Annotated in this window: 12 protein-coding genes and 6 tRNA genes; 13 read left to right on the top strand and 5 right to left on the bottom strand. The window is 57.0% G+C overall.

What is annotated here, in order from left to right; all coding sequences use genetic code 11:
- Window positions 1-37: 37 nt before the first annotated feature.
- The 5 genes from INR99_RS06410 to INR99_RS06390 all read right to left on the bottom strand — a co-directional run bounded on the left by INR99_RS06410 (window position 38) and on the right by INR99_RS06390 (window position 6,479).
- Window positions 38-3,922, bottom strand: coding sequence for a DUF3683 domain-containing protein (locus INR99_RS06410; protein ID WP_194115493.1), 3,885 nt, complete (start codon window positions 3,920-3,922; stop codon window positions 38-40).
- 238 nt (window positions 3,923-4,160) lie between these two features.
- Entirely contained in the window at window positions 4,161-5,177 is a 1,017-nt protein-coding gene (locus INR99_RS06405) for a tetratricopeptide repeat protein (RefSeq protein ID WP_194115492.1), read from the bottom strand.
- Window positions 5,178-5,239: 62 nt separating this feature from the next.
- On the bottom strand, window positions 5,240-6,268 hold the full coding sequence (locus tag INR99_RS06400; RefSeq protein WP_194115491.1) for a tetratricopeptide repeat protein: 1,029 nt from the start codon (window positions 6,266-6,268) through the stop codon (window positions 5,240-5,242).
- A 47-nt stretch (window positions 6,269-6,315) separates the two neighbouring features.
- Window positions 6,316-6,391: transfer RNA gene (locus INR99_RS06395), tRNA-Phe, on the bottom strand.
- A 12-nt stretch (window positions 6,392-6,403) separates the two neighbouring features.
- Window positions 6,404-6,479 (bottom strand) — tRNA-Phe (locus tag INR99_RS06390).
- A 322-nt stretch (window positions 6,480-6,801) separates the two neighbouring features.
- On the opposite strand from INR99_RS06390, the gene INR99_RS06385 reads away from it, so the two are divergent.
- The 13 genes from INR99_RS06385 to rpoC all read left to right on the top strand — a co-directional run bounded on the left by INR99_RS06385 (window position 6,802) and on the right by rpoC (window position 20,590).
- Window positions 6,802-6,887, top strand: a tRNA-Tyr gene (locus INR99_RS06385).
- 73 nt (window positions 6,888-6,960) lie between these two features.
- Window positions 6,961-7,034: transfer RNA gene (locus tag INR99_RS06380), tRNA-Gly, on the top strand.
- 10 nt (window positions 7,035-7,044) lie between these two features.
- A tRNA-Thr gene (locus tag INR99_RS06375) sits at window positions 7,045-7,119 on the top strand.
- Window positions 7,120-7,161: 42 nt separating this feature from the next.
- Window positions 7,162-8,352: an elongation factor Tu gene (gene tuf / locus INR99_RS06370; RefSeq protein ID WP_194115483.1), complete on the top strand. Its 1,191-nt coding sequence runs from the start codon at window positions 7,162-7,164 to the stop codon at window positions 8,350-8,352.
- Window positions 8,353-8,403: 51 nt separating this feature from the next.
- A tRNA-Trp gene (locus INR99_RS06365) sits at window positions 8,404-8,479 on the top strand.
- A gap of 57 nt (window positions 8,480-8,536) precedes the next feature.
- Complete coding sequence (gene secE / locus INR99_RS06360) at window positions 8,537-8,890, top strand: preprotein translocase subunit SecE (protein ID WP_194115490.1); 354 nt, start codon at window positions 8,537-8,539, stop codon at window positions 8,888-8,890.
- 23 nt (window positions 8,891-8,913) lie between these two features.
- Entirely contained in the window at window positions 8,914-9,447 is a 534-nt protein-coding gene (gene nusG / locus INR99_RS06355) for a transcription termination/antitermination protein NusG (RefSeq protein WP_194115489.1), read from the top strand.
- Between the two features lie 82 nt (window positions 9,448-9,529).
- Window positions 9,530-9,961: a 50S ribosomal protein L11 gene (gene rplK, locus INR99_RS06350; RefSeq protein WP_028456282.1), complete on the top strand. Its 432-nt coding sequence runs from the start codon at window positions 9,530-9,532 to the stop codon at window positions 9,959-9,961.
- On the top strand, window positions 9,962-10,660 hold the full coding sequence (rplA, locus tag INR99_RS06345; protein ID WP_194115488.1) for a 50S ribosomal protein L1: 699 nt from the start codon (window positions 9,962-9,964) through the stop codon (window positions 10,658-10,660).
- Between the two features lie 251 nt (window positions 10,661-10,911).
- Entirely contained in the window at window positions 10,912-11,409 is a 498-nt protein-coding gene (rplJ, locus tag INR99_RS06340; RefSeq protein WP_194115487.1) for a 50S ribosomal protein L10, read from the top strand.
- 42 nt (window positions 11,410-11,451) lie between these two features.
- Window positions 11,452-11,823: a 50S ribosomal protein L7/L12 gene (gene rplL, locus INR99_RS06335; protein ID WP_194115486.1), complete on the top strand. Its 372-nt coding sequence runs from the start codon at window positions 11,452-11,454 to the stop codon at window positions 11,821-11,823.
- Between the two features lie 174 nt (window positions 11,824-11,997).
- Window positions 11,998-16,170 carry a DNA-directed RNA polymerase subunit beta gene (gene rpoB / locus INR99_RS06330; protein ID WP_194115800.1) on the top strand — a complete coding sequence of 1,391 codons (4,173 nt, stop codon included), beginning with the start codon at window positions 11,998-12,000 and terminating at the stop codon, window positions 16,168-16,170.
- A gap of 175 nt (window positions 16,171-16,345) precedes the next feature.
- Window positions 16,346-20,590: a DNA-directed RNA polymerase subunit beta' gene (rpoC, locus tag INR99_RS06325; RefSeq protein WP_194115485.1), complete on the top strand. Its 4,245-nt coding sequence runs from the start codon at window positions 16,346-16,348 to the stop codon at window positions 20,588-20,590.
- The last annotated feature ends 119 nt before the right edge of the window (window positions 20,591-20,709 follow it).

Below are 20,709 nucleotides of genomic sequence, written 5' to 3'. Positions count from 1 at the left end.
GACTGTCGCCGCCCCGTCGGATCACGCTGCTGCGAAATTACAACAGCACGCGCTCGATGCCACCATTGCGGGCGGCGTCGACGTATTGCGGCATCCAGTTTTCTCCGAGGATATGCTTGGCCATTTCCACGACGATGTAATCGGCGGTGGTGCCGGCATCGTCATCGTAGCGCTGCAGCCCCATCAGACAGGCCGGGCAGGAGGTCAGGATCTTCACGTCGTCCTTGCCACCGGAGGCTTCGCGGAGCGCGGCCGCACCTTTCTCCATCTCCTCCTGCTTGCGGAAACGTACTTGCGTGGCGATGTGCGGCTGGGAAACGCCAAACGAGCCCGATTCGCCGCAGCAGCGGTCGTTCAGGTCGACGCGTTGTCCCATGAGCTGGTTGGCGGCATCCACTCCCTTGATGGTCTTCATCGGTGTGTGACAGGGCTCGTGGTACATGTACTGCACGCCCTGTACGCCATTCAATTTCACGCCCTTTTCCAGCAGATACTCATGGATGTCGAGCAGGCGGCAGCCTGGGAAGATATCCTCAAACCGGTATTTCAGCAGCTGATCCATGCAGGTGCCACAGGACACGATCACTGTCTTGATGTCGAGGTAGTTCAGTGTATTGGCCAGGCGGTGGAACTGCACGCGGTTTTCCATGGTGATCTTCTCCGCCTTGTCGTCATAGCCGGAGGACGCCTGCGGGTAGCCGCAGCACAGATAGCCCGGCGGCAGTACCGTGGTGGTGCCGACGTGCCACAGCATGGCCTGGGTTGCGAGACCGACCTGGCTGAACAGGCGCTCCGAGCCGCAACCCGGGAAGTAGAACACGGCCTCGCTGTCCTCGCTGGCGCGTGGATTGCGGATGACCGGAATGATGCTGCTGTCTTCCACATCCAGCAGTGCACGCGCTGTCTTCTTCGGCAGCTTGCCCGGCATTGGTTTGTTGATGAAGTGAATGACCTGCGTCTTCACATTCGGCTTGCCGCCGGTTGTGGCTGGCGGTTGCGTGAGCACCGACTTGGTCAGCCCCAGGCGCTTGCCGATCTGATAGCCCAGACGCTGCGCCTTGTAGGCCCACTCGATGCTGACCTTGCGGATCAGCTTGATGGTGGCTGGGTCTTTGAGGGTCAGGAACCCCATGGCCATGGCGGTGGTCGGGTTGAATTTCTTCTTGCCTTCCTTGCGCAGGAAATTGCGCATTGCCACGGTGACATCGCCAAAGTCGATCTTCACGGGACAGGGGTTCACGCAGCGGTGACATACGGTGCAGTGGTCTGCCACGTCGCCCAGTTCCTCGAAGTGTTTCAGCGAGATACCCCGACGGGTCTGCTCTTCGTACAGGAAGGCTTCGGTCAAGAGACCAGTGGCCAGAATCTTGTTGCGCGGGCTGTAGAGCAGATTCGCGCGTGGCACGTGCGTGGTGCAGACCGGCTTGCACTTGCCGCAGCGCAGACAGTCCTTGACCATATTCGAGATCGAGCCGATGTCGGATTGCTCCAGAATCAGCGATTCGGCGCCCAGCAGGCTGAATGACGGCGTGTAGGCATTGCTGAGGTCCGCGCCAGGCAGCAGCTTGCCCTTGTTGAAGCGGCCGTGCGGGTCGACCTTCTGCTTGTAGGCCTCGAACGGTGCCAGCTCTTCGCGGGTAAGGAATTCGTATTTGGTGATGCCGATGCCGTGCTCGCCGGAAATGACACCATCCAGATCGCGAGCAACCTGCATGATGCGGGCTACGGCATGATGCGCACGCTGCAGCATGTCGTAATCATCGGAGTTCACCGGAATATTGGTGTGCACATTGCCGTCACCGGCATGCATATGCAGTGCCACCCAGGTACGGCCCTTGAGCACTTTCTGGTGAATCGCCAGCACGGCATCCAGGATCGGCTTGTCGGTGCGGCCGGCAAACAGTTGCTCCAGCTCACCCTGTAGCTCGCGCTTCCAGCTCATGCGCAGCACGAAATCACGCATCGCATGAAAGACGCTCTGCGGGGTATCTTCTCCTTGAATATCTTTTTCAAGGACTGCAGATGGATACGCGGCTGTGTATAGCTCGAAAGCGGCGTCCAGGTTGTCGCGGATCCAGCTCCAGTGCTGGCGGGTGCGGCCAATCAGCTGCAGCGCCGTTTCACGGCGGTCGCCGATCAGCTCTTCGTGGCTGATCGGTGCGTCGCCGGCATCGATCGGTAGCCGCCCCTGTGCAAAGAACTCGCTGAGGGTATCCAGCAGCTCCAGCTTGTTGTCGATCGACAGTTCGATATTGATGCGCTCGATTGCATCGGAATAGTCTCCCAGCCGATGCAGCGGGATCACCACGTCTTCATTGACCTTGAAGGCGTTGGTATGGCGGGCAATCGCCGCAGTACGGGCGCGATCCAGCCAGAATTTCTTGCGTGCTTCGGCGGTGACGGCAATAAAGCCCTCGCCGCTGCGGACATTCGCCATGCGCACAATGGCGCTGGCAATTTCGGAAACGGCACGTTCATCATCGCTGACCACATCGGCGATCAGTACCATCTTCGGGCGGCCCTTGGATTTGGCCTTGGTCGCGTAGCCCACAGCCCGCACGTAGCGCCAGTCGAGGTGCTCCAGGCCGGCCAGTTGTACCCCCGCGGCCAGACCGGCGCCGCCGGGCTTGAAGTAGTCGGTGATCTCCACAATGGCCGGGGTAGCCTGGGCTACGGTGCCGAAGAACTCCAGGCACACGGTGCGGGTGTGTGCGGGCAAACGGTGCAGGATGAAGCGTGCACTGGTAATCAGCCCGTCGGTGCCTTCCTTCTGGATGCCAGGCAGCCCGGCAAGGAATTTGTCGGTAACGTCCTTGCCCAGGCCTTCCTTGCGGAACTGCTGACCAGGAATCACCAGTGTTTCTTCATTCAGCACCGTCTTGCCATCGGGCTTGAGGGTGGTGATGCGGAAAGAGGCTTGTGCAGCGTCGTGGATTTTGCCCAGATTGTGATCGAGGCGTTCGATGAATTTCCAGTTACCGTCCGGATCAACCATCTTCCAGCTGACCAGGTTGTCGAGTGCCGTTCCCCACAGTACCGCCTTCTTGCCGCCAGCGTTCATGGCGACATTACCGCCGATGCAGGACGCATCGGCAGATGTCGGGTCAACGGCGAATACCAGCCCGGCGCTTTCGGCGGCTTCCATCACGCGGCGGGTGACAACGCCTGCACCACACTGGATGGTGGCCACGTCGTGATCAACGCCCGGAATGCGGCGCACTTCGACACCGTTGTGACGGTCGAGTTTTTCGGTATTGATGACTGCCGACATCGGCGTCAGCGGCACGGCGCCACCGGTATAGCCGGTACCACCGCCGCGTGGAATCACGGTCAGGCCCAGCTCGATACAGGCCGCGACCAGCGGGGCCATTTCTTCTTCGCTATCCGGGTTCAGCACCACGAAGGGGTATTCGACACGCCAGTCGGTCGCGTCGGTGACATGCGAAACGCGCGCCAGACCATCAAAGCAGATATTGTCGCTGCGCGTGTGGCGTCCCATGCGTTTCATGACCTGCTTGCGCAGGGCGGCGATATCGCGGAATTCGCGCTCGAAGGCATCCACGGCTTCGCGTGTTTTGGCGATCAGGATGCCGACGCGCTCATTATCCATGCGGCGCTTCTCGATTTCAGCCAGACGGTGGTGCATGGCATCGGCGAGCAATTGCAGGCGCTTGGGGTTGTCGAGCAGATCATCCTGCAGGTATGGATTGCGTTTGACGACCCAGATGTCGCCAAGTACTTCGAACAGCATTCGGGCTGAACGGCCGGTTTTGCGCTCCTGGCGCAGCTGGTCGAGTACCTGCCAGGTGGATTCTCCCAGCAAACGGATCACGATTTCGCGATCGGAGAACGAGGTGTAGTTGTAGGGAATCTCGCGCAGTCGGTCGTGGGTGTGCTCAAGAATGACGCTGTTTTCGGTCATGGCAGGCAGTCCGGGTGGCTTGTATTCGGGCAAACCCGGATTTTAATGGATTTTGCACTGGTAAAAGGTGCATTTTTCGTGGGGAAATGTAAGGGCTGCGCCGTGTAGAGCCATGGTCGCTGCGTGGTGGTGCACGGCCCGAACGTGTGGTTGATGGCGTGCGCTTGCGATGACTGTTGTGGGTATGAGTCTGTGGACTCTTACAGGTGCCGCTTGCGGGGCAATACACGGGTATGTATTAGCAGGCGTCGAAGCGCAACTCCATGGTGCTGAGCATGTCATCCAGGTGCGGGCGTAGTAGCGCACTGCGCAGGGCATTGCGTTGCTCGCGCAGGCTGGGCAGTGAATTCATATCCTGTGCGCGTTCATGCAGTTCGATCTGGGTGTCGAGGATGTTGAGTTGCAGATGCTGTACGCCGAGCGTGGTGGCGAGTTGGCGTGATACATCCAGCAGTTCGCGCGCATGTTGCAGGTCGCCGGCTTGCAGATAGCAGCGAGCCAGCAAATGCTGATTGGTTGCTTCGGACCAGGGCTTGAGGTGCAAGCGGTTGATCTTGAGTGCCACGAGTAATGTCATGCGCGCCTTGTCGTGTTCACCCTGCAGGAGCTGAATGTGGCCAAGATGCGTGTAAATCTCGGCCTCGTACTCGACATTGCGGTCAGCGCGGACCAGGGGTAGGGCGTCTTTCAGTACCGCTCGCGCATCCTCAAGGCGATCAAGCTGCACCAGATCGGCAGCGATATTGATCATGATGCCGCTCTGGAGGTGATAATCGTCGGAACTGGCGGCCAGCTCTTCTGCTCGCTGGTGGTAGGCCAGTGCCGTCTGGAACTGCTCGTGGGCAAAAAATAATTGTCCAAGCCCGATGAGGGCGAGAATGCGGTCTTCCGTGCGGATTGCTGCGTCAGGCATGGTCAGGCAGCGTTGCCAGAAGTCGCGTGCTTGAGGGTACTCGCCCAGGGTGTAGTGATTGCGGGCGGTGATGAGTGCCGCTTCGCCTTCGCTGTGGCCAATGTCGCTTCCGAGGGCAATGCGCTGCACTTCTGCCAGCTTCTGGCGGCTGCGATCCGTGTCGCCAAGCAGCCAGTACGCATTGGCCATGCAGCAGAGCGCCTTTGCGCGGGCGCTGGGTAGTGCCAGAGTGGTGGCGAGTTGCTCCGCCTGGGTGGCCTGGTTGAGTGCCTCGACGCAATTGCTGCGTGTCAATTGGCGAGCCTGAGCTAGCTGGTGATTTAGAGCGGCAAGGGTGGACATGCTGTTACGCTGCGTCAGGAAGTGGCGAAGCATAGCATTGCGCAGGCTGAGGGCGAATGCAATTAGTGATGGCTGTCGCGCGTGTAGCGAGCGAGTTTTTCTTCCAGTTCGGCCAGTTTGCCCTGCACATCATCCGAAACCAGTTGTTGGCTGGTTTCCTGATAGCGTTGCAGGAATACGGCGCGCTGTGCGGCGTTGCCGGTTTCGTGGTGCAGTGTGGCAATAAGCCGGAAGACCAGCTGCAGGTGATGGCGGCAATTGCTGTGTTCGACCTGGTCAAGGGTTTCGGACAGCATGGCGAGCGCGGCAGGGTGCTCATTACGCTGGCGCAGCATCTGGGCTTGGGCGATGGCATTGCTGATCTGGCTCCAGCTGCAGATGTGTTGCAAGGAGGCTGCATCGGCGGCATGGCGCTGGGCGCCGACAGGGTCGTCAAGCTGCAGGGCCAGTAGCGTGCGGTAGTAGCAGACTTCCCCGAGGTAGCTGAGATTGTTGGCTGTGCGGCAGAGGGATTCGGCTTGCGTCAGGCAGTCTTCCATCTGCTTGAGTTGTTCGAGTTGATAGTAGTCTGCTGCCAGGTTGAGCAAGGACTTGGCAGTAGTGTGGGGATTTGAGGGGGCGGCAAGGTCGAGGCTTAGCCGGTGATGGCGTAGCGCGGCGGGATAGTCACCGAGCGCATAGTAGATCTGACCAATGCCGACGTGTGCATGCAGGCGTGCTTCGTCGCTGAAAAGCGGGTTGGCATAATCGAGGCAGTCGGTCCAGTAAGCGATGGCTTCAGTGTAGTCGCCGAGGGTGTAATGGAGGCTGCCGGTCTCGGCAAGGAGTTGGCCGTGCTCGGGGTGCAGGTCATGCAATTCGGAGAGGGTGAGTGCCTTCATTAGCCATTCGCCACCTTCATGCGTCGCCCCTTTGTCGAAAAAAAGGCGGGTAATCTGCATCAATGCGTGAACCTGGCCACGCAAGTCGGCGCTAGTTTCAAATGCGCAAAGTGCGAGCTGTGCAGTGCTCAGAGAGCGATCGGGATCGAGATGAGAGAGTGCGATTGAGGTTCCGAGCAGGTCGGACTCAGAGACTTGAAGCGTATTCATGTTGAACGTTCCGAAAGTAGCTCGGACATTCCATGCTCACAAGTAGATGGTGGCCGGTCGCGGAATCGAACCACGGACACGCGGATTTTCAATCCGCTGCTCTACCAACTGAGCTAACCGGCCATAAGGGGAGTTTGGTGGCCGGTCGCGGAATCGAACCACGGACACGCGGATTTTCAATCCGCTGCTCTACCAACTGAGCTAACCGGCCAACAAGAGCTGCGCATTAAATACTATCGGCGCGCCGGCGTCAAGGCTAAAGCGTAAAAAAGATTGGGGTAGCTGGTAGGCCGGGAGTGTGAGTGGGTGAGGGTGTCACAAATATTATATACCTGGTTGCAGTTCAACTTTCTGACGTTCAGGAGTTCAGGGGATACGGCCTTTCGCCCTTGCTTGTCGGGGTCTAGTGCAGTGACGACGTTGTGGCTTGTGAAAAGTTATTTTTCCTCAGATGTTTATGTGATTTATGTGATTTTATTTGCGTGTCTGTGTTGACAGGTTTTCGGTGCTTGACCATAATGCGCATCTCTTTTGGAGGGGTTACCCAAGCGGTCAACGGGTCCGGACTGTAACTCCGGCGGCTCAGCCTTCGCAGGTTCGAATCCTGCCCCCTCCACCAGCTTCCAATGCGGTGTGAAGTTCAAAGTAGTTCGTTGTACTGGCTGTTCTTTTTAAGAAGATAAGCTGGCGCGGCGGGTGTAGCTCAATGGTAGAGCAGAAGCCTTCCAAGCTTACGACGAGGGTTCGATTCCCTTCACCCGCTCCAAAGTTATGTTGCCGTTGTAGCTCAGGGGTAGAGCACTCCCTTGGTAAGGGAGAGGTCGCGGGTTCAATTCCCGCCAACGGCTCCATTCAAGTTCTGTTGTCCAAATATCCCTTCAAGGAATACTTCGATGGCTAAGGAAAAGTTCGAACGGACGAAACCGCATGTAAACGTAGGTACTATCGGCCACGTTGACCACGGCAAGACCACTCTGACCGCTGCAATCACCACCATTCTGTCCAAGAAGTTCGGTGGCGAAGCCAAAGGTTACGACCAAATCGATTCCGCTCCGGAAGAAAAGGCTCGCGGTATTACCATTAACACCGCTCACGTTGAGTACGAGACTGAAAACCGTCACTACGCTCACGTTGACTGCCCGGGTCACGCTGACTACGTAAAGAACATGATTACCGGCGCTGCCCAGATGGATGGCGCGATTCTGGTGTGTTCCGCTGCTGATGGTCCGATGCCGCAAACCCGCGAGCACATTCTGCTGTCCCGTCAGGTTGGCGTTCCGTACATCATCGTGTTCCTGAACAAGGCTGACCTGGTTGATGATGCTGAGCTGCTCGAACTGGTTGAGATGGAAGTTCGCGAACTGCTGAGCAAGTACGACTTCCCGGGCGACGACTGCCCGATCATCACTGGTTCTGCTCGTCTGGCGCTTGAAGGCGATCAGTCTGAGTATGGCGAGCCGGCGATCTTCCGTCTGGCTGAGGCCCTGGACTCCTACATTCCGACTCCGGAGCGTGCTGTTGACGGCACCTTCCTGATGCCGGTTGAAGATGTATTCTCCATCTCCGGTCGTGGTACCGTTGTTACCGGTCGTGTTGAGCGCGGTATCATCAAGGTTGGTGAGGAAATCGAAATCGTTGGTATCCGTGCTACCACCAAGACTACCTGTACTGGCGTGGAAATGTTCCGCAAGCTGCTGGATCAAGGTCAGGCTGGTGATAACATCGGTGCGCTGCTGCGTGGCACCAAGCGTGAGGACGTAGAGCGTGGTCAGGTTCTGGCCAAGCCGGGTTCGATCACCCCGCACACCAAGTTTGCTGGCTCCGTGTACGTGCTGTCCAAGGAAGAGGGTGGTCGTCATACTCCGTTCTTCAATGGCTATCGTCCGCAATTCTACTTCCGTACCACTGACGTAACTGGTGCTGTTGAACTGCCGGCTGGTACTGAAATGGTAATGCCGGGTGATAACGTGGAAGTGACTGTTTCCCTGATCGCTCCGATCGCCATGGAACAAGGTCTGCGTTTCGCGATTCGCGAAGGTGGTCGTACCGTTGGCGCCGGTGTTGTTGCCAAGATCATCGAGTAATTAGATTATTTACACAGAAGGTCGGTGTTGCTATAATATCGGTCTTTCTGCAGGCGAGTAGCTCAATTGGCAGAGCACCGGTCTCCAAAACCGGGGGTTGGGGGTTCGAGACCCTCCTCGCCTGCCACAATTTCAGGGCCGTTCCAGTGGAACGGCTCTATTTTATCGGTGCGCCGAAAAGATTATGGAAAGCGTAGACAAAATCAAGGTTGCGGTAGCTGTGCTCCTGCTGCTTGCTGGGGCTGTGGCTTATCAGTTTGTGCCTGCCGTAAATGGTGCTGCCCGTGTTGGAATGCTTTTGGCTTCCATGCTGGCGGCTTTTGCTGTTTTCTGGGTGACTGCATTGCGTCGTGATTTTGTAGATTACGCGCGTGACGCTTGGAAAGAGGCCAAAAAGGTGGTCTGGCCCAGCAAGAAAGAAACATGGCAGACGACCTTGGTGGTCTTTGCTTTTGTGGGTGTTTTGGCGCTGTTCATGCTGATCGTGGACAAGGGTCTGACTTGGGTTTTTTACGAGCTCATTCTGGGCCGCAAATAATCGCGACTACTTGAGGTTAAGGCATGGCTATGCGCTGGTATGTGGTACATGCGTATTCTGGATTCGAGAAGAGTGTCCAGCGTGCGTTAAAGGAGCGTTTCGAGCGTGAGGGCTTGGCGGATCTGCTTGGGCAGGTTCTGGTTCCTGTTGAAGAAGTAATGGAAGTCAAGAATGGTCGCAAGTCCCTGGCGGAGCGCAAGCTCTTTCCGGGTTATGTCTATGTCGAGATGGAAATGACTGATGAGTCGTGGCACTTGGTAAAGTCCACGCCGAAAGTGACGGGTTTCCTTGGTGGTGTTGGGAATCGCCCGTTGCCGGTTTCTGCAAAAGAGATGGAGGCCGTGCTCCGTCAAGTGCAGGAGGGTGTAGAGAAGCCCAAGCCGAAGATCATGTTCGAGGTGGGTGAGACTCTCCGTGTGACGGAAGGCCCGTTTGCCGACTTCAATGCCACCGTCGAATCGATTGATTATGACAAGAGTCGTCTGAAGGTGTCGGTCTCGATCTTCGGGCGTGCAACACCAGTTGAAGTGGACTTCTCGCAGGTCGAGAAGGTCTGATTTTTGTTGGGCGGTTTTCCGCCTTGTTTGGGGAGTGCCGGATTTGCAGTCGGCACGTTTGACCCGTATTTAGGAGCTTAAAATGGCCAAGAAAATTATCGGCTACATCAAGCTGCAGGTTCCGGCTGGCAAGGCGAATCCGTCGCCCCCGATCGGCCCGGCACTTGGTCAGCGTGGTCTGAATATCATGGAATTCTGCAAGGCGTTTAACGCTGCGACTCAAGGCATCGAGCCGGGTCTGCCGATTCCGGTGGTGATCACTGCATTTGCCGACAAGTCCTTCACCTTCGTGATGAAGTCGCCCCCGGCGACCATTCTGCTGAAGAAGGCTGCGGGCATTACCAAGGGTTCCTCTAAGCCGCATACCGACAAGGTTGGCAAGGTGACCCGTGCTCAGCTGGAAGAAATCGTTAAGACCAAGCAGGCTGATCTGACTGCTGCTGACCTGGACGCTGCCGTGCGCATTATCGCCGGTTCCGCTCGCTCCATGGGTCTCGAAGTGGAGGGCGTGTAAATGGCTAAGGTTTCCAAGCGTCTTGCTGCTTTGAAGGCCACGGTTGATCGCAACAAGCTGTACGCTGTTGACGAAGCAATTGCCATGGTCAAGGGTGCTGCAACTGCCAAGTTCAACGAATCCGTTGATGTGTCGGTTAACCTCGGTGTTGATCCGCGCAAGTCGGACCAGGTTGTGCGTGGTTCCGTCGTTCTGCCGAAGGGTACTGGCAAGTCTGTCCGTGTTGCCGTATTCACCCAAGGTGCCAATGCTGAAGCCGCCAAGGCTGCCGGTGCGGATATCGTTGGTTTCGAAGATCTGGCAGAAAGCGTAAAGGCTGGCAATCTGGACTTCGACGTGGTTATTGCTTCCCCGGATGCGATGCGTATCGTTGGTCAACTGGGTACCATCCTTGGTCCGCGCGGCCTGATGCCGAACCCGAAGGTTGGCACTGTTACCCCGAACGTGGCTGAAGCCGTGAAGAATGCCAAGGCTGGTCAGGTTCAGTATCGTACCGACAAGGCTGGTATCATCCACGCCACCATCGGTCGTGCATCGTTTGATGCTGCTGATCTGAAGACCAACCTGCTCGCGCTGGTTGATGCTCTGCAAAAAGCCAAGCCGGCTGCTGCCAAGGGTGTTTACTTCAAGAAACTCGCCGTATCCAGCACTATGGGTATCGGCGTGCGCGTTGATACCGCTTCGGTTCAACAGCAGTAATTGCTATCGCCGGGGTGAGTGATCATCCCGGCAAATGACTTTGGGCCTGGCTTGCCAGGAATGTCAAAGACCGTAGGTGGCTGGAAACAGCCTTAATGTGGTGTTCCCAAACTCCGGCCTACGCAGACGGTGTGCCCAAGATGACTTTCTGTAATGCCCTGCATTTCTGCGAGTCTCCTGAACATTGGTCGCCGTTTGATCTGGGTGGTGTGACCCTGTCACACTGAACTGAAAACCAATGGAGGTAGACCTTGAGTCTCAATCTGGATGACAAGAAGGCCGTCGTAGCCGAGATCGCAGCAGAAGTTGCGAAAGCTCAGACTATCGTCGTCGCCGAGTACCGGGGAATTGAGGTTGCCAGCATGACTCAACTGCGCAAGCAAGCGCGTGAGTCCGGCGTATACCTGCGCGTTCTGAAGAACACGCTGGCACGCCGTGCGGTGCAGGATACTCCGTTTGCCGAGTTGGCTGACCAAATGGTCGGCCCGCTGGTATACGGTTTCTCCGAAGACGCCGTTGCTGCAGCCAAAGTCCTGCACAACTTTGCCAAGAAAGACGACAAGATCGTCATCAAGGCTGGTTCCTATGATGGCAAGGTGCTGAATGCCGCTGAAGTTGGCGCGCTGGCAAGCATCCCGAGCCGCGAAGAGCTGCTGTCCAAGCTGCTGTTCGTTATGCAGGCACCGGTTTCTGGCATGGCTCGTGCGCTGGGCGCCCTGGCCGAGAAAAAGCAAGCCGAAGCTGCTTAATTTCCCTTTTGCATTGATACAAGATTTCAGGAGTATTTAGAAATGGCTCTGACCAAAGATGACATCCTCGAAGCCGTAGGCGCGATGACCGTTATGGAACTGAACGACCTGGTTAAGGCGTTCGAAGAAAAGTTCGGTGTTTCCGCTGCTGCTGTTGCAGTTGCTGGCCCGGCTGGTGCTGCTGCTGCTGCCGTTGAAGAGCAAACCGAATTCAACGTTATCCTGACCAACGCTGGTGCTAACAAGGTTGGCGTGATCAAGGTTGTTCGCGAACTGACTGGCCTAGGCCTGAAGGAAGCGAAGGATCTGGTTGATGGCGCTCCGAAGGCTGTTAAGGAAGGCGCTACCAAGGCTGATGCCGAAGCTATCGTGAAGAAGCTGATCGAAGCCGGTGCACAGGCTGAGATGAAGTAATCACCCGAGGGTGATTGCTCGAGGCAGGCGGAGGAATCCGCCTGCCCTTTTGCGTTTGTATCCGGAGAACCAATTCCGGAAGCTGTATGTAATGGCCAAACCGGAAACCGCGTGCGTTGAATTCGCCGTTTGCGGTTTGTCCTTTGCGCCCCACTCCATGGAGAGTTTATGAGTATGAACTACTCGTTCACTGAGAAGAAACGCATTCGCAAGAGTTTCGCGAAGCGGGCGAGCGTGCTTGATGTGCCATTCCTGCTGGCCACGCAGATCAATTCCTACACCGAGTTCTTGCAACTGGGTGTACCGATCAGCGATCGCCGTGCCATTGGCCTGCAAGCCGCTTTCAGCTCGATCTTCCCGATCGTCTCGCATAATGAGAATGCTCGTCTTGAGTTTGTTCACTATTCGCTGGGCGAGCCCCCTTTCGATGTGATCGAGTGTCAGCAGCGCGGCATTACCTTTGCCGCCCCGCTGCGCGCGCGCGTCCGTCTCGTGATCATGGATCGCGAAGCGGCCAAGCCGACCGTCAAGGAAGTCAAGGAACAGGACGTCTATTTCGGTGAAATTCCGCTGATGACACGTAATGGTTCTTTCGTCATCAACGGCACCGAGCGTGTGATCGTTTCGCAGTTGCACCGCTCGCCGGGCGTCTTCTTCGAACATGACAAGGGCAAGACCCATTCTTCCGGCAAGCTGCTGTTCTCCGCGCGCATCATTCCGTATCGCGGCTCCTGGCTCGATTTCGAATTCGATCCGAAGGACCTGCTGTTCTTCCGGATTGACCGTCGTCGCAAGATGCCGGTTTCGATCCTGCTCAAGGCGCTGGGTTATACGGCCGAGCAAATGCTGGCTGAGTTCTACGATACTGACACCTTCTACCTGAACGAGGGCGATATTCACTGGGAAATCGTCCCGGAACGCCTGAAGGGTGAAGTTGCTAAGTTCGATATCGTGACCGACGACGGTAAGGTACTGGCCCAGAAGGACAAGCGCATCACCGCCAAGACCATCCGTGACATCAACAACGCCGGCCTGACCCGCGTTGAAGTTCCGGATGAGTATCTGCTCGGGCGCATTCTGGCGACCAACGTCGTGGATGCGGATACCGGTGAAGTCGTTGCCAAGGCCAATGACGAAGTGACCGAAGAACTGCTGGTGAAGTTCGAGCAGGCCGAGATCAAGGAAATTCGTGTTCTGTTCACCAACGACCTTGATCAGGGCGCTTTCCTGTCAATGACGCTGCGTACCGATGACATCGCCGACCAGTGGGCCGCGCGTGTTGCCATCTATCGCATGATGCGTCCGGGCGAACCGCCGACTGAAGAAGCGGTTCAGGCACTGTTCCAGGGCCTGTTCTTCGACGAGGCCCGTTACGATCTGTCCGCTGTTGGCCGTATGAAGTTCAACAGTCGCGCTTATCCGGACAAGCTGGATGAAAAGGCTCCGGGCTGGCTGCGCCGTTTCTACGAGCGTGTGGGTGCTCGTGGTCTGGAAGGCTCCGGCGTCCTGTCAACCGAAGACATCCTGGCAGTAATCGGCATTCTGCTGGAGCTGCGCAATGGTCGCGGCGATGTGGATGATATCGATCACCTGGGTAACCGTCGTGTGCGTTCCGTTGGCGAACTGGCGGAAAACCAGTTCCGTGCCGGTCTGGTGCGTGTTGAGCGCGCAGTGAAGGAGAGGCTGTCGCAGGCTGAATCCGACAACCTGATGCCGCATGATCTGATCAACGCCAAGCCGGTCAGCGCCGCCATCAAGGAATTCTTTGGTTCGTCCCAGTTGTCTCAGTTTATGGACCAGACCAACCCGCTGTCCGAAATCACGCACAAGCGTCGTGTATCAGCGCTGGGTCCGGGCGGTCTGACTCGTGAACGAGCCGGCTTTGAAGTGCGTGATGTGCATCCGACGCACTATGGTCGTGTATGTCCGATCGAAACGCCGGAAGGTCCGAACATCGGTCTGATCAACTCTCTGTCCTGCTACGCTCGCACCAACGAATACGGCTTCCTGGAAACCCCGTACCGTCGCGTAATCGATGGCAAGGTAAGCAACGAAATTGATTACCTGTCGGCGATCGACGAAGGCAAATACGTGATTGCCCAGGCCAACGCCGAAATCGGCGAAGATGGCCTGCTGATCGACGAGCTGGTTACCTGCCGTGAAGCTGGTGAAACCATCGTGGCATCGCGAGACCGTGTTCAGTACATGGACGTTGCGCCGAGCCAGATCGTTTCCGTTGCTGCGTCGCTGATCCCGTTCCTCGAGCATGACGATGCGAACCGTGCACTGATGGGCGCCAACATGCAGCGTCAGGCTGTGCCGTGTCTGCGTGCGGCATCGCCGCTGGTCGGTACCGGTATCGAGCGTACGTGTGCCGTTGACTCGGGCACTGCGGTTACTGCCATGCGTGGTGGTAAGGTCGACTACGTTGATGCAACCCGTATCGTGATCCGTGTGAACGATGAAGAGGCGCTGCCTGGTGAGACTGGTGTCGATATCTATAACCTCGTCAAGTTCACCCGTTCCAACCAGAACACCAATATCAACCAGCGTCCGATCGTTGAGCGCGGTGACCTGATCGCCAAGGGCGACGTGATTGCGGATGGCGCTTCGACCGATCTGGGCGAAATGGCGCTGGGTCAGAACATGACCATCGCCTTCATGCCTTGGAATGGCTACAACTTCGAAGATTCGATTCTGATCTCGGAGAAGGTCATTGCTGACGACCGCTATACCTCGATTCACATCGAAGAACTGTCGGTGATGGCTCGTGACACCAAGCTGGGCGCTGAAGAAATCACCCGCGATATCTCCAACCTGTCCGAGCGCATGCTGGGTCGTCTGGATGAATCCGGCGTGGTGTATATCGGTGCTGAAGTCGAGGCAGGCGATGTGCTGGTCGGCAAGGTGACCCCGAAGGGTGAAACCCAGCTGACCCCGGAAGAGAAGCTGCTGCGCGCCATCTTCGGCGAGAAGGCTTCCGATGTGAAGGATACCTCGCTGCGCGTGCCGTCCGGTATGTCTGGTACCGTGATCGACGTACAGGTCTTCACGCGTGAAGGTGTCGAGCGTGACAAGCGCGCCCAGTCGATCATCGACGAACAGCTGCGCCGTTATCGCCAGGATCTGAACGATCAGCTGCGTATTGTCGAAAACGACATGTTCGAGCGTATCGAGCGTCAGATCGTTGGCAAGACGGCTAATGGCGGTCCGAAGCGCCTCGCGAAGGGTACGGCCATTACCGCTGAATATCTGGCCGATCTGCCGAGCAAGCATGACTGGTTCGACATTCGTCTGTCCGATGAGGAAGGCGCGCGTCAACTGGAGGCGATGAAGGATCTGATCGCCCAGATGAAGGCTGAATTCGAGCAACGCTTCGAAGACAAGAAGCGCAAGCTGACCCAGGGCGATGAACTGCCGCCAGGCGTGATCAAGATGGTCAAGGTCTACGTGGCCGTGAAGCGCCGTCTGCAGCCGGGTGACAAGATGGCCGGTCGTCACGGCAACAAGGGTGTGGTTTCGAAGATCCTTCCGGTTGAAGATCTGCCGTACATGGCAGATGGCACGCCGGTAGACATTGTGCTGAACCCCTTGGGCGTTCCGTCGCGGATGAACATCGGTCAGATTCTGGAAGTGCACTTGGGCTGGGCGGCCAAGGGGATTGGCCAGCGTATCGACCGGATGATGCGCGAGCAGCGCAATCTGGGCGAGGTGCGTGAATACCTGCAGAAGATCTATGCCAGCTCCGGCAAGCGCGAAGACATCTCCAGCCTCAGCGATAACGAAGTCCTGAGCATGGCGCGTGGCCTTCGTTCCGGCATGACATTTGCCAGCCCGGTATTTGATGGCGCGAAGGAAAGCGAAATTCGTGCAATGCTGGATCTGGCTTACCCGGACGAAGATGCTCGCACCCAGTTGCTCAACTTCAACGAAAGCAAGACCCAGATGCAGCTGTTTGACGGTCGTACTGGTGAGGCGTTCGAGCGCAAGGTCACTGTCGGCGTGATGCATTACCTGAAACTGCATCACCTGGTGGATGACAAGATGCACGCCCGTTCCACCGGCCCGTACTCGCTGGTTACCCAGCAGCCGCTGGGTGGTAAGGCGCAGTTCGGTGGCCAGCGTTTCGGTGAAATGGAAGTGTGGGCACTGGAAGCATACGGTGCCGCCTACACTCTGCAGGAAATGCTGACTGTGAAGTCCGATGATGTGAACGGCCGTACCAAGGTGTACGAGAACATCGTCAAGGGTGATCATCGTATTGACGCTGGCATGCCGGAATCCTTCAATGTACTGGTGAAGGAAATCCGCTCGCTGGGTATCGATATCGATCTCGAGCGCAACTGATCCGTGTGAGGTGTGGGAGGGGGCTTAACAGCCCCTTGCGCACCTGACTCTCACCCTCACGGGTGGGGTTATACATAGTAAAGGCAGGGTATCTGCCTGTAGCCAAAGATTATGTTTGGTTCTGGCTGTATACCAGTGTGGGTGTGTAGCCCCTCTCTTTTGGAGAAGAATTGATATGAAAGGCCTTCTCGAACTCTTCAAGCAAGTCGTTCAAGACGAAGAATTCGACGCGATCAAGATCGGGCTGGCGTCGCCCGAAAAGATCCGTACCTGGTCGTTCGGCGAAGTAAAGAAGCCGGAGACCATCAACTACCGTACCTTCAAACCGGAGCGCGACGGCCTGTTCTGCGCGCGCATCTTCGGTCCGATCAAAGATTACGAATGCCTGTGCGGTAAGTACAAGCGCCTGAAACACCGTGGTGTCGTGTGTGAGAAGTGTGGCGTTGAAGTCACGCTGTCCAAAGTGCGTCGCGAGCGCATGGGCCACATCGAACTGGCTTCGCCGGTCGCCCACATCTGGTTCCTGAAATCGCTGCCGTCGCGTCTGGGTATGGTCCTGGATATTCCGCTGCGCGATATCGAACGGGTGCTGTATTTCGAAGCCTATATCGTCATCGAGCCGGGCATGACCCCGCTGAACCGCGGCCAGTTGCTGACCGAAGAAGACTACTTCAACAAGGTTGAAGAGTACGGCGACGAATTCGTGGCCATGATGGGCGCAGAAGCCGTGCGCGAGCTGCTGAAGGGCCTGAATATCGATCAGGAAATCGCCACGCTGCGCCAGGAGCTGGAAAGCACCGGCTCCGAAACCAAGATCAAGAAGATCGCCAAGCGCCTGAAAGTGCTGGAGGCGTTCGAGCGTTCCGGCATTAAGCCGGAATGGATGATCATGGAAGTGCTGCCGGTGCTGCCGCCGGAACTGCGTCCGCTGGTGCCGCTGGATGGTGGCCGCTTTGCGACTTCCGATCTGAACGATCTCTATCGTCGCGTGATCAACCGTAACAACCGTCTCAAGCGCCTGCTGGAGCTGCGTGCGCCGGAAATCATCGTGCGCAATGAAAAGCGCATGCTGCAGGAAGCGGTTGATTCGCTGCTGGATAACGGTCGTCGTGGCAAGGCCATGACCGGCGCCAACAAGCGTCCGCTGAAGTCGCTGGCTGACATGATCAAGGGCAAGGGCGGCCGTTTCCGCCAGAACTTGCTGGGCAAGCGCGTCGACTACTCCGGCCGTTCCGTAATTACCGTAGGCCCGACCCTGCGCCTGCATCAGTGCGGCCTGCCGAAACTGATGGCGCTCGAGTTGTTCAAGCCCTTCATTTTCCACCGCCTGGAAGTCATGGGGCTCGCTACCACCATCAAGGCAGCAAAGAAGATGGTCGAGTCGCAAGAGCCGGTGGTATGGGACATCCTGGAAGACGTGATCCGCGAGCATCCGGTGCTGCTGAACCGCGCGCCGACGCTGCACCGTCTGGGTATTCAGGCCTTTGAGCCGACCCTGATCGAGGGCAAGGCCATTCAGCTGCACCCGCTGGTGTGTGCGGCATTCAACGCCGACTTCGACGGTGACCAGATGGCCGTTCACGTGCCGCTGTCGCTGGAAGCGCAAATGGAAGCCCGCACCCTGATGCTGGCCTCCAACAACGTGCTGGCCCCAGCCAACGGCGACCCGATCATCGTGCCGTCGCAGGATATCGTACTGGGTCTGTACTACATGACCCGCGATGCCATCAATGGCAAGGGCGAAGCTGAGCCGGACGCCAAGAAGGCACTGCAGGACTGCAGCCTGGCGTCCTATTTCGCAGACGTGAACGAAGCCCGTCGCGCCTATGAAAACAAGGAAATTTCGCTGCACACCAAGGTGTACGTGCGTCTGAAGCAATGGTCCAAGGACGAAAACGGCGAGTGGCAATTCAAGCTGGTGCGCAAATACACCACCGTTGGTCGCGCTATCCTGTCCGAAATTCTGCCCAAGGGTTTGGACTTCAGTCACGTCGACAAGGCGCTGAAGAAGAAAGAAATCGGCAAGCTGATCAATGCTTCGTTCCGCCGTTGCGGCCTGCGCGACACAGTTATCTTCGCTGATCAGCTGATGTACACCGGCTTTGGTTTCTCGACCCGTGGTGGTATTTCCATCTGTGTCGATGACATGTTGGTTCCGGCCGCCAAGATCGAGCTGCAGCATGCCGCCCAGAAGGAAGTGAAGGAAGTTGAAGAGCAGTACAACTCCGGTCTGGTAACGCAGGGCGAGCGCTACAACAAGGTCGTCGATATCTGGGGTAAGGCCGGTGAAGACATTGCCAAGGCGATGATGGACAACCTGAAGACTGTCGATATCACCGATCGTTATGGCAACAAGGTCAAGCAAGAGTCGTTCAATTCCATCTACATGATGGCCGACTCTGGAGCCCGGGGCTCTGCCGCGCAGATCCGTCAGCTGGCGGGTATGCGGGGTCTGATGGCCAAGCCGGATGGCTCGATTATCGAGACGCCGATCAAGGCAAACTTCCGTGAAGGTCTGACCGTTCTCGACTACTTCATCTCGACTCACGGTGCACGTAAGGGTCTGGCCGATACTGCGCTGAAGACCGCCAACTCGGGTTACCTGACACGTCGTCTGGTTGACGTGACGCAGGATCTGGTTGTTATCGAAGATGATTGCGGCACCAAGAATGGTGTGAGCATGAAGGCGGTTCTGCAGGGTGGTGATGTCATCGAAGCGCTGCGCGATCGTATTCTGGGTCGTGTTGCTGTTGCTGATATTGTTGATCCGTCCAGCCAGGAAACGGTGTTCGAAGCAGGCACCCTGCTGGGTGAAGACGAGGTCGAAGAGATCGAGCGTCTGGGTATCGACGAAGTCAAGGTTCGTACCCCGCTGTCCTGCGAAACCCGCTATGGCTTGTGTGCCAAGTGTTATGGTCGTGACCTTGGTCGCGGTCATCTGGTTAACTCCGGCGAGGCGGTTGGTGTCATTGCCGCCCAGTCGATCGGTGAACCGGGTACCCAGCTGACGATGCGTACCTTCCACATCGGTGGTGCGGCATCGCGTGCTGCAGCGGCTAGCCAGGTTGAGGCGAAGTCCAAGGGTGTGGTCGAATTCTCGTCCAACATGCGCTACGTGGCGAATGTGAAGGGCGAATTGGTTGTGATCGCCCGTTCTGCCGAAGTGCTCGTTACTGATGATCATGGTCGTGAGCGTGAGCGTCACAAAGTTCCGTATGGCGCAACCCTGCTGGTCAAGGCCGGTCAGGCCATTGAAGCTGGTGCCGTACTGGGTACATGGGATCCGCACACTCGCCCGATCATTACCGAATATGCCGGTCAGGTTAAGTTCGAAAACGTCGAGGAAGGCATTACCGTCGTCAAGCAGGTTGATGAAGTAACCGGTTTGTCGACGCTGGTGGTTATTGATCCGAAGCGCAAGGCCGGTGCCGCGAAGGGCCTGCGTCCTCTGGTCAAGTTGCTCGATGAATCCGGTAACGAAGTCAAGCTGACAGGTACCGATACTGCAGTCACGATCGGCTTCCAGGTTGGCGCAATCATTACCGTGAAGGATGGTCAGCAAGTCGGTAAGGGTGATGTGCTGGCGCGTATTCCGCAGGAATCCGCGAAGACTCGCGATATTACCGGTGGTCTGCCGCGCGTTGCCGAGTTGTTCGAAGCTCGTTCGCCGAAGGATGCCGGCATGCTGGCCGAGGTGACCGGTACCGTTTCGTTCGGCAAGGACACCAAGGGCAAGCAGCGCCTGATCATCACTGATCTGGACGGTCTGGCCAACGAATACCTGATTCCGAAGGACAAGCACGTGATGGTGCACGACGGTCAGGTGGTAAACCGTGGTGAAACCATTGTGGATGGCCCGATCGATCCGCACGACATCCTGAAGCTGCAAGGTATCGAGGCTCTGAGCCGCTATATCGTGCAGGAAGTGCAGGAAGTGTATCGCTTGCAGGGTGTGAAGATTAACGACAAGCACATCGAGGTGATCGTTCGCCAGATGCTCCGTCGGGTCATCATCACTGACGCAGGTGATTCCGGCTTCATTCCGGGTGAACAGGTCGAGCGCGCCGAAGTGCTGATTGCCAATGACAAGTTGGCCTCGGAAAACAAGGAGTTGGCCAAGTTCGACAATGTGCTGCTGGGTATTACCAAAGCTTCACTGTCGACAGACTCGTTCATTTCTGCCGCGTCCTTCCAGGAAACTACGCGCGTTCTGACTGAAGCTGCGATCATGGGCAAAGTTGATGATCTGCGCGGCCTGAAGGAAAACGTGATTGTGGGTCGGTTGATTCCGGCGGGTACAGGTCTTGCCTATCACAAGAACCGCAAGCGCAGTGCCGAAGCAGCGCTAAATGACCCGATGGCGTTGTTTGCCGAGGCTGTAGCCGAAGTTGCAATGGAAGAACAGGCTCAAGGTGAGTAATTTAGCCTTGTGCATTGACTCGAGATTTGGATTCTCCATATAATTCAAGTCTTTTTTGGCGGCGGCCCTTCGGGGTCGTCGCTTGTTGCATTTTCAGAAATGGAAATGTATGGGCGCGA

This window comes from Chitinilyticum piscinae (genome assembly GCF_015223195.1).
Lineage (GTDB): Bacteria > Pseudomonadota > Gammaproteobacteria > Burkholderiales > Chitinibacteraceae > Chitinilyticum > Chitinilyticum piscinae.
This window is presented reverse-complemented; position numbering and strand designations above follow the sequence as displayed.

Bases quoted from the DNA above. Each gene is read 5' to 3' on its own strand.
- INR99_RS06410 (WP_194115493.1), bottom strand. From the start codon at position 3,922: ATGACCGAAAACAGCGTCATTCTTGAGCACACCCACGACCGACTGCGC.
- INR99_RS06405 (WP_194115492.1), bottom strand. From the start codon at position 5,177: ATGTCCACCCTTGCCGCTCTAAATCACCAGCTAGCTCAGGCTCGCCAA.
- INR99_RS06400 (WP_194115491.1), bottom strand. From the start codon at position 6,268: ATGAATACGCTTCAAGTCTCTGAGTCCGACCTGCTCGGAACCTCAATC.
- tuf (WP_194115483.1), top strand. From the start codon at position 7,162: ATGGCTAAGGAAAAGTTCGAACGGACGAAACCGCATGTAAACGTAGGT.
- secE (WP_194115490.1), top strand. From the start codon at position 8,537: ATGGAAAGCGTAGACAAAATCAAGGTTGCGGTAGCTGTGCTCCTGCTG.
- nusG (WP_194115489.1), top strand. From the start codon at position 8,914: ATGGCTATGCGCTGGTATGTGGTACATGCGTATTCTGGATTCGAGAAG.
- rplK (WP_028456282.1), top strand. From the start codon at position 9,530: ATGGCCAAGAAAATTATCGGCTACATCAAGCTGCAGGTTCCGGCTGGC.
- rplA (WP_194115488.1), top strand. From the start codon at position 9,962: ATGGCTAAGGTTTCCAAGCGTCTTGCTGCTTTGAAGGCCACGGTTGAT.
- rplL (WP_194115486.1), top strand. From the start codon at position 11,452: ATGGCTCTGACCAAAGATGACATCCTCGAAGCCGTAGGCGCGATGACC.
- rpoB (WP_194115800.1), top strand. From the start codon at position 11,998: ATGAACTACTCGTTCACTGAGAAGAAACGCATTCGCAAGAGTTTCGCG.
- rpoC (WP_194115485.1), top strand. From the start codon at position 16,346: ATGAAAGGCCTTCTCGAACTCTTCAAGCAAGTCGTTCAAGACGAAGAA.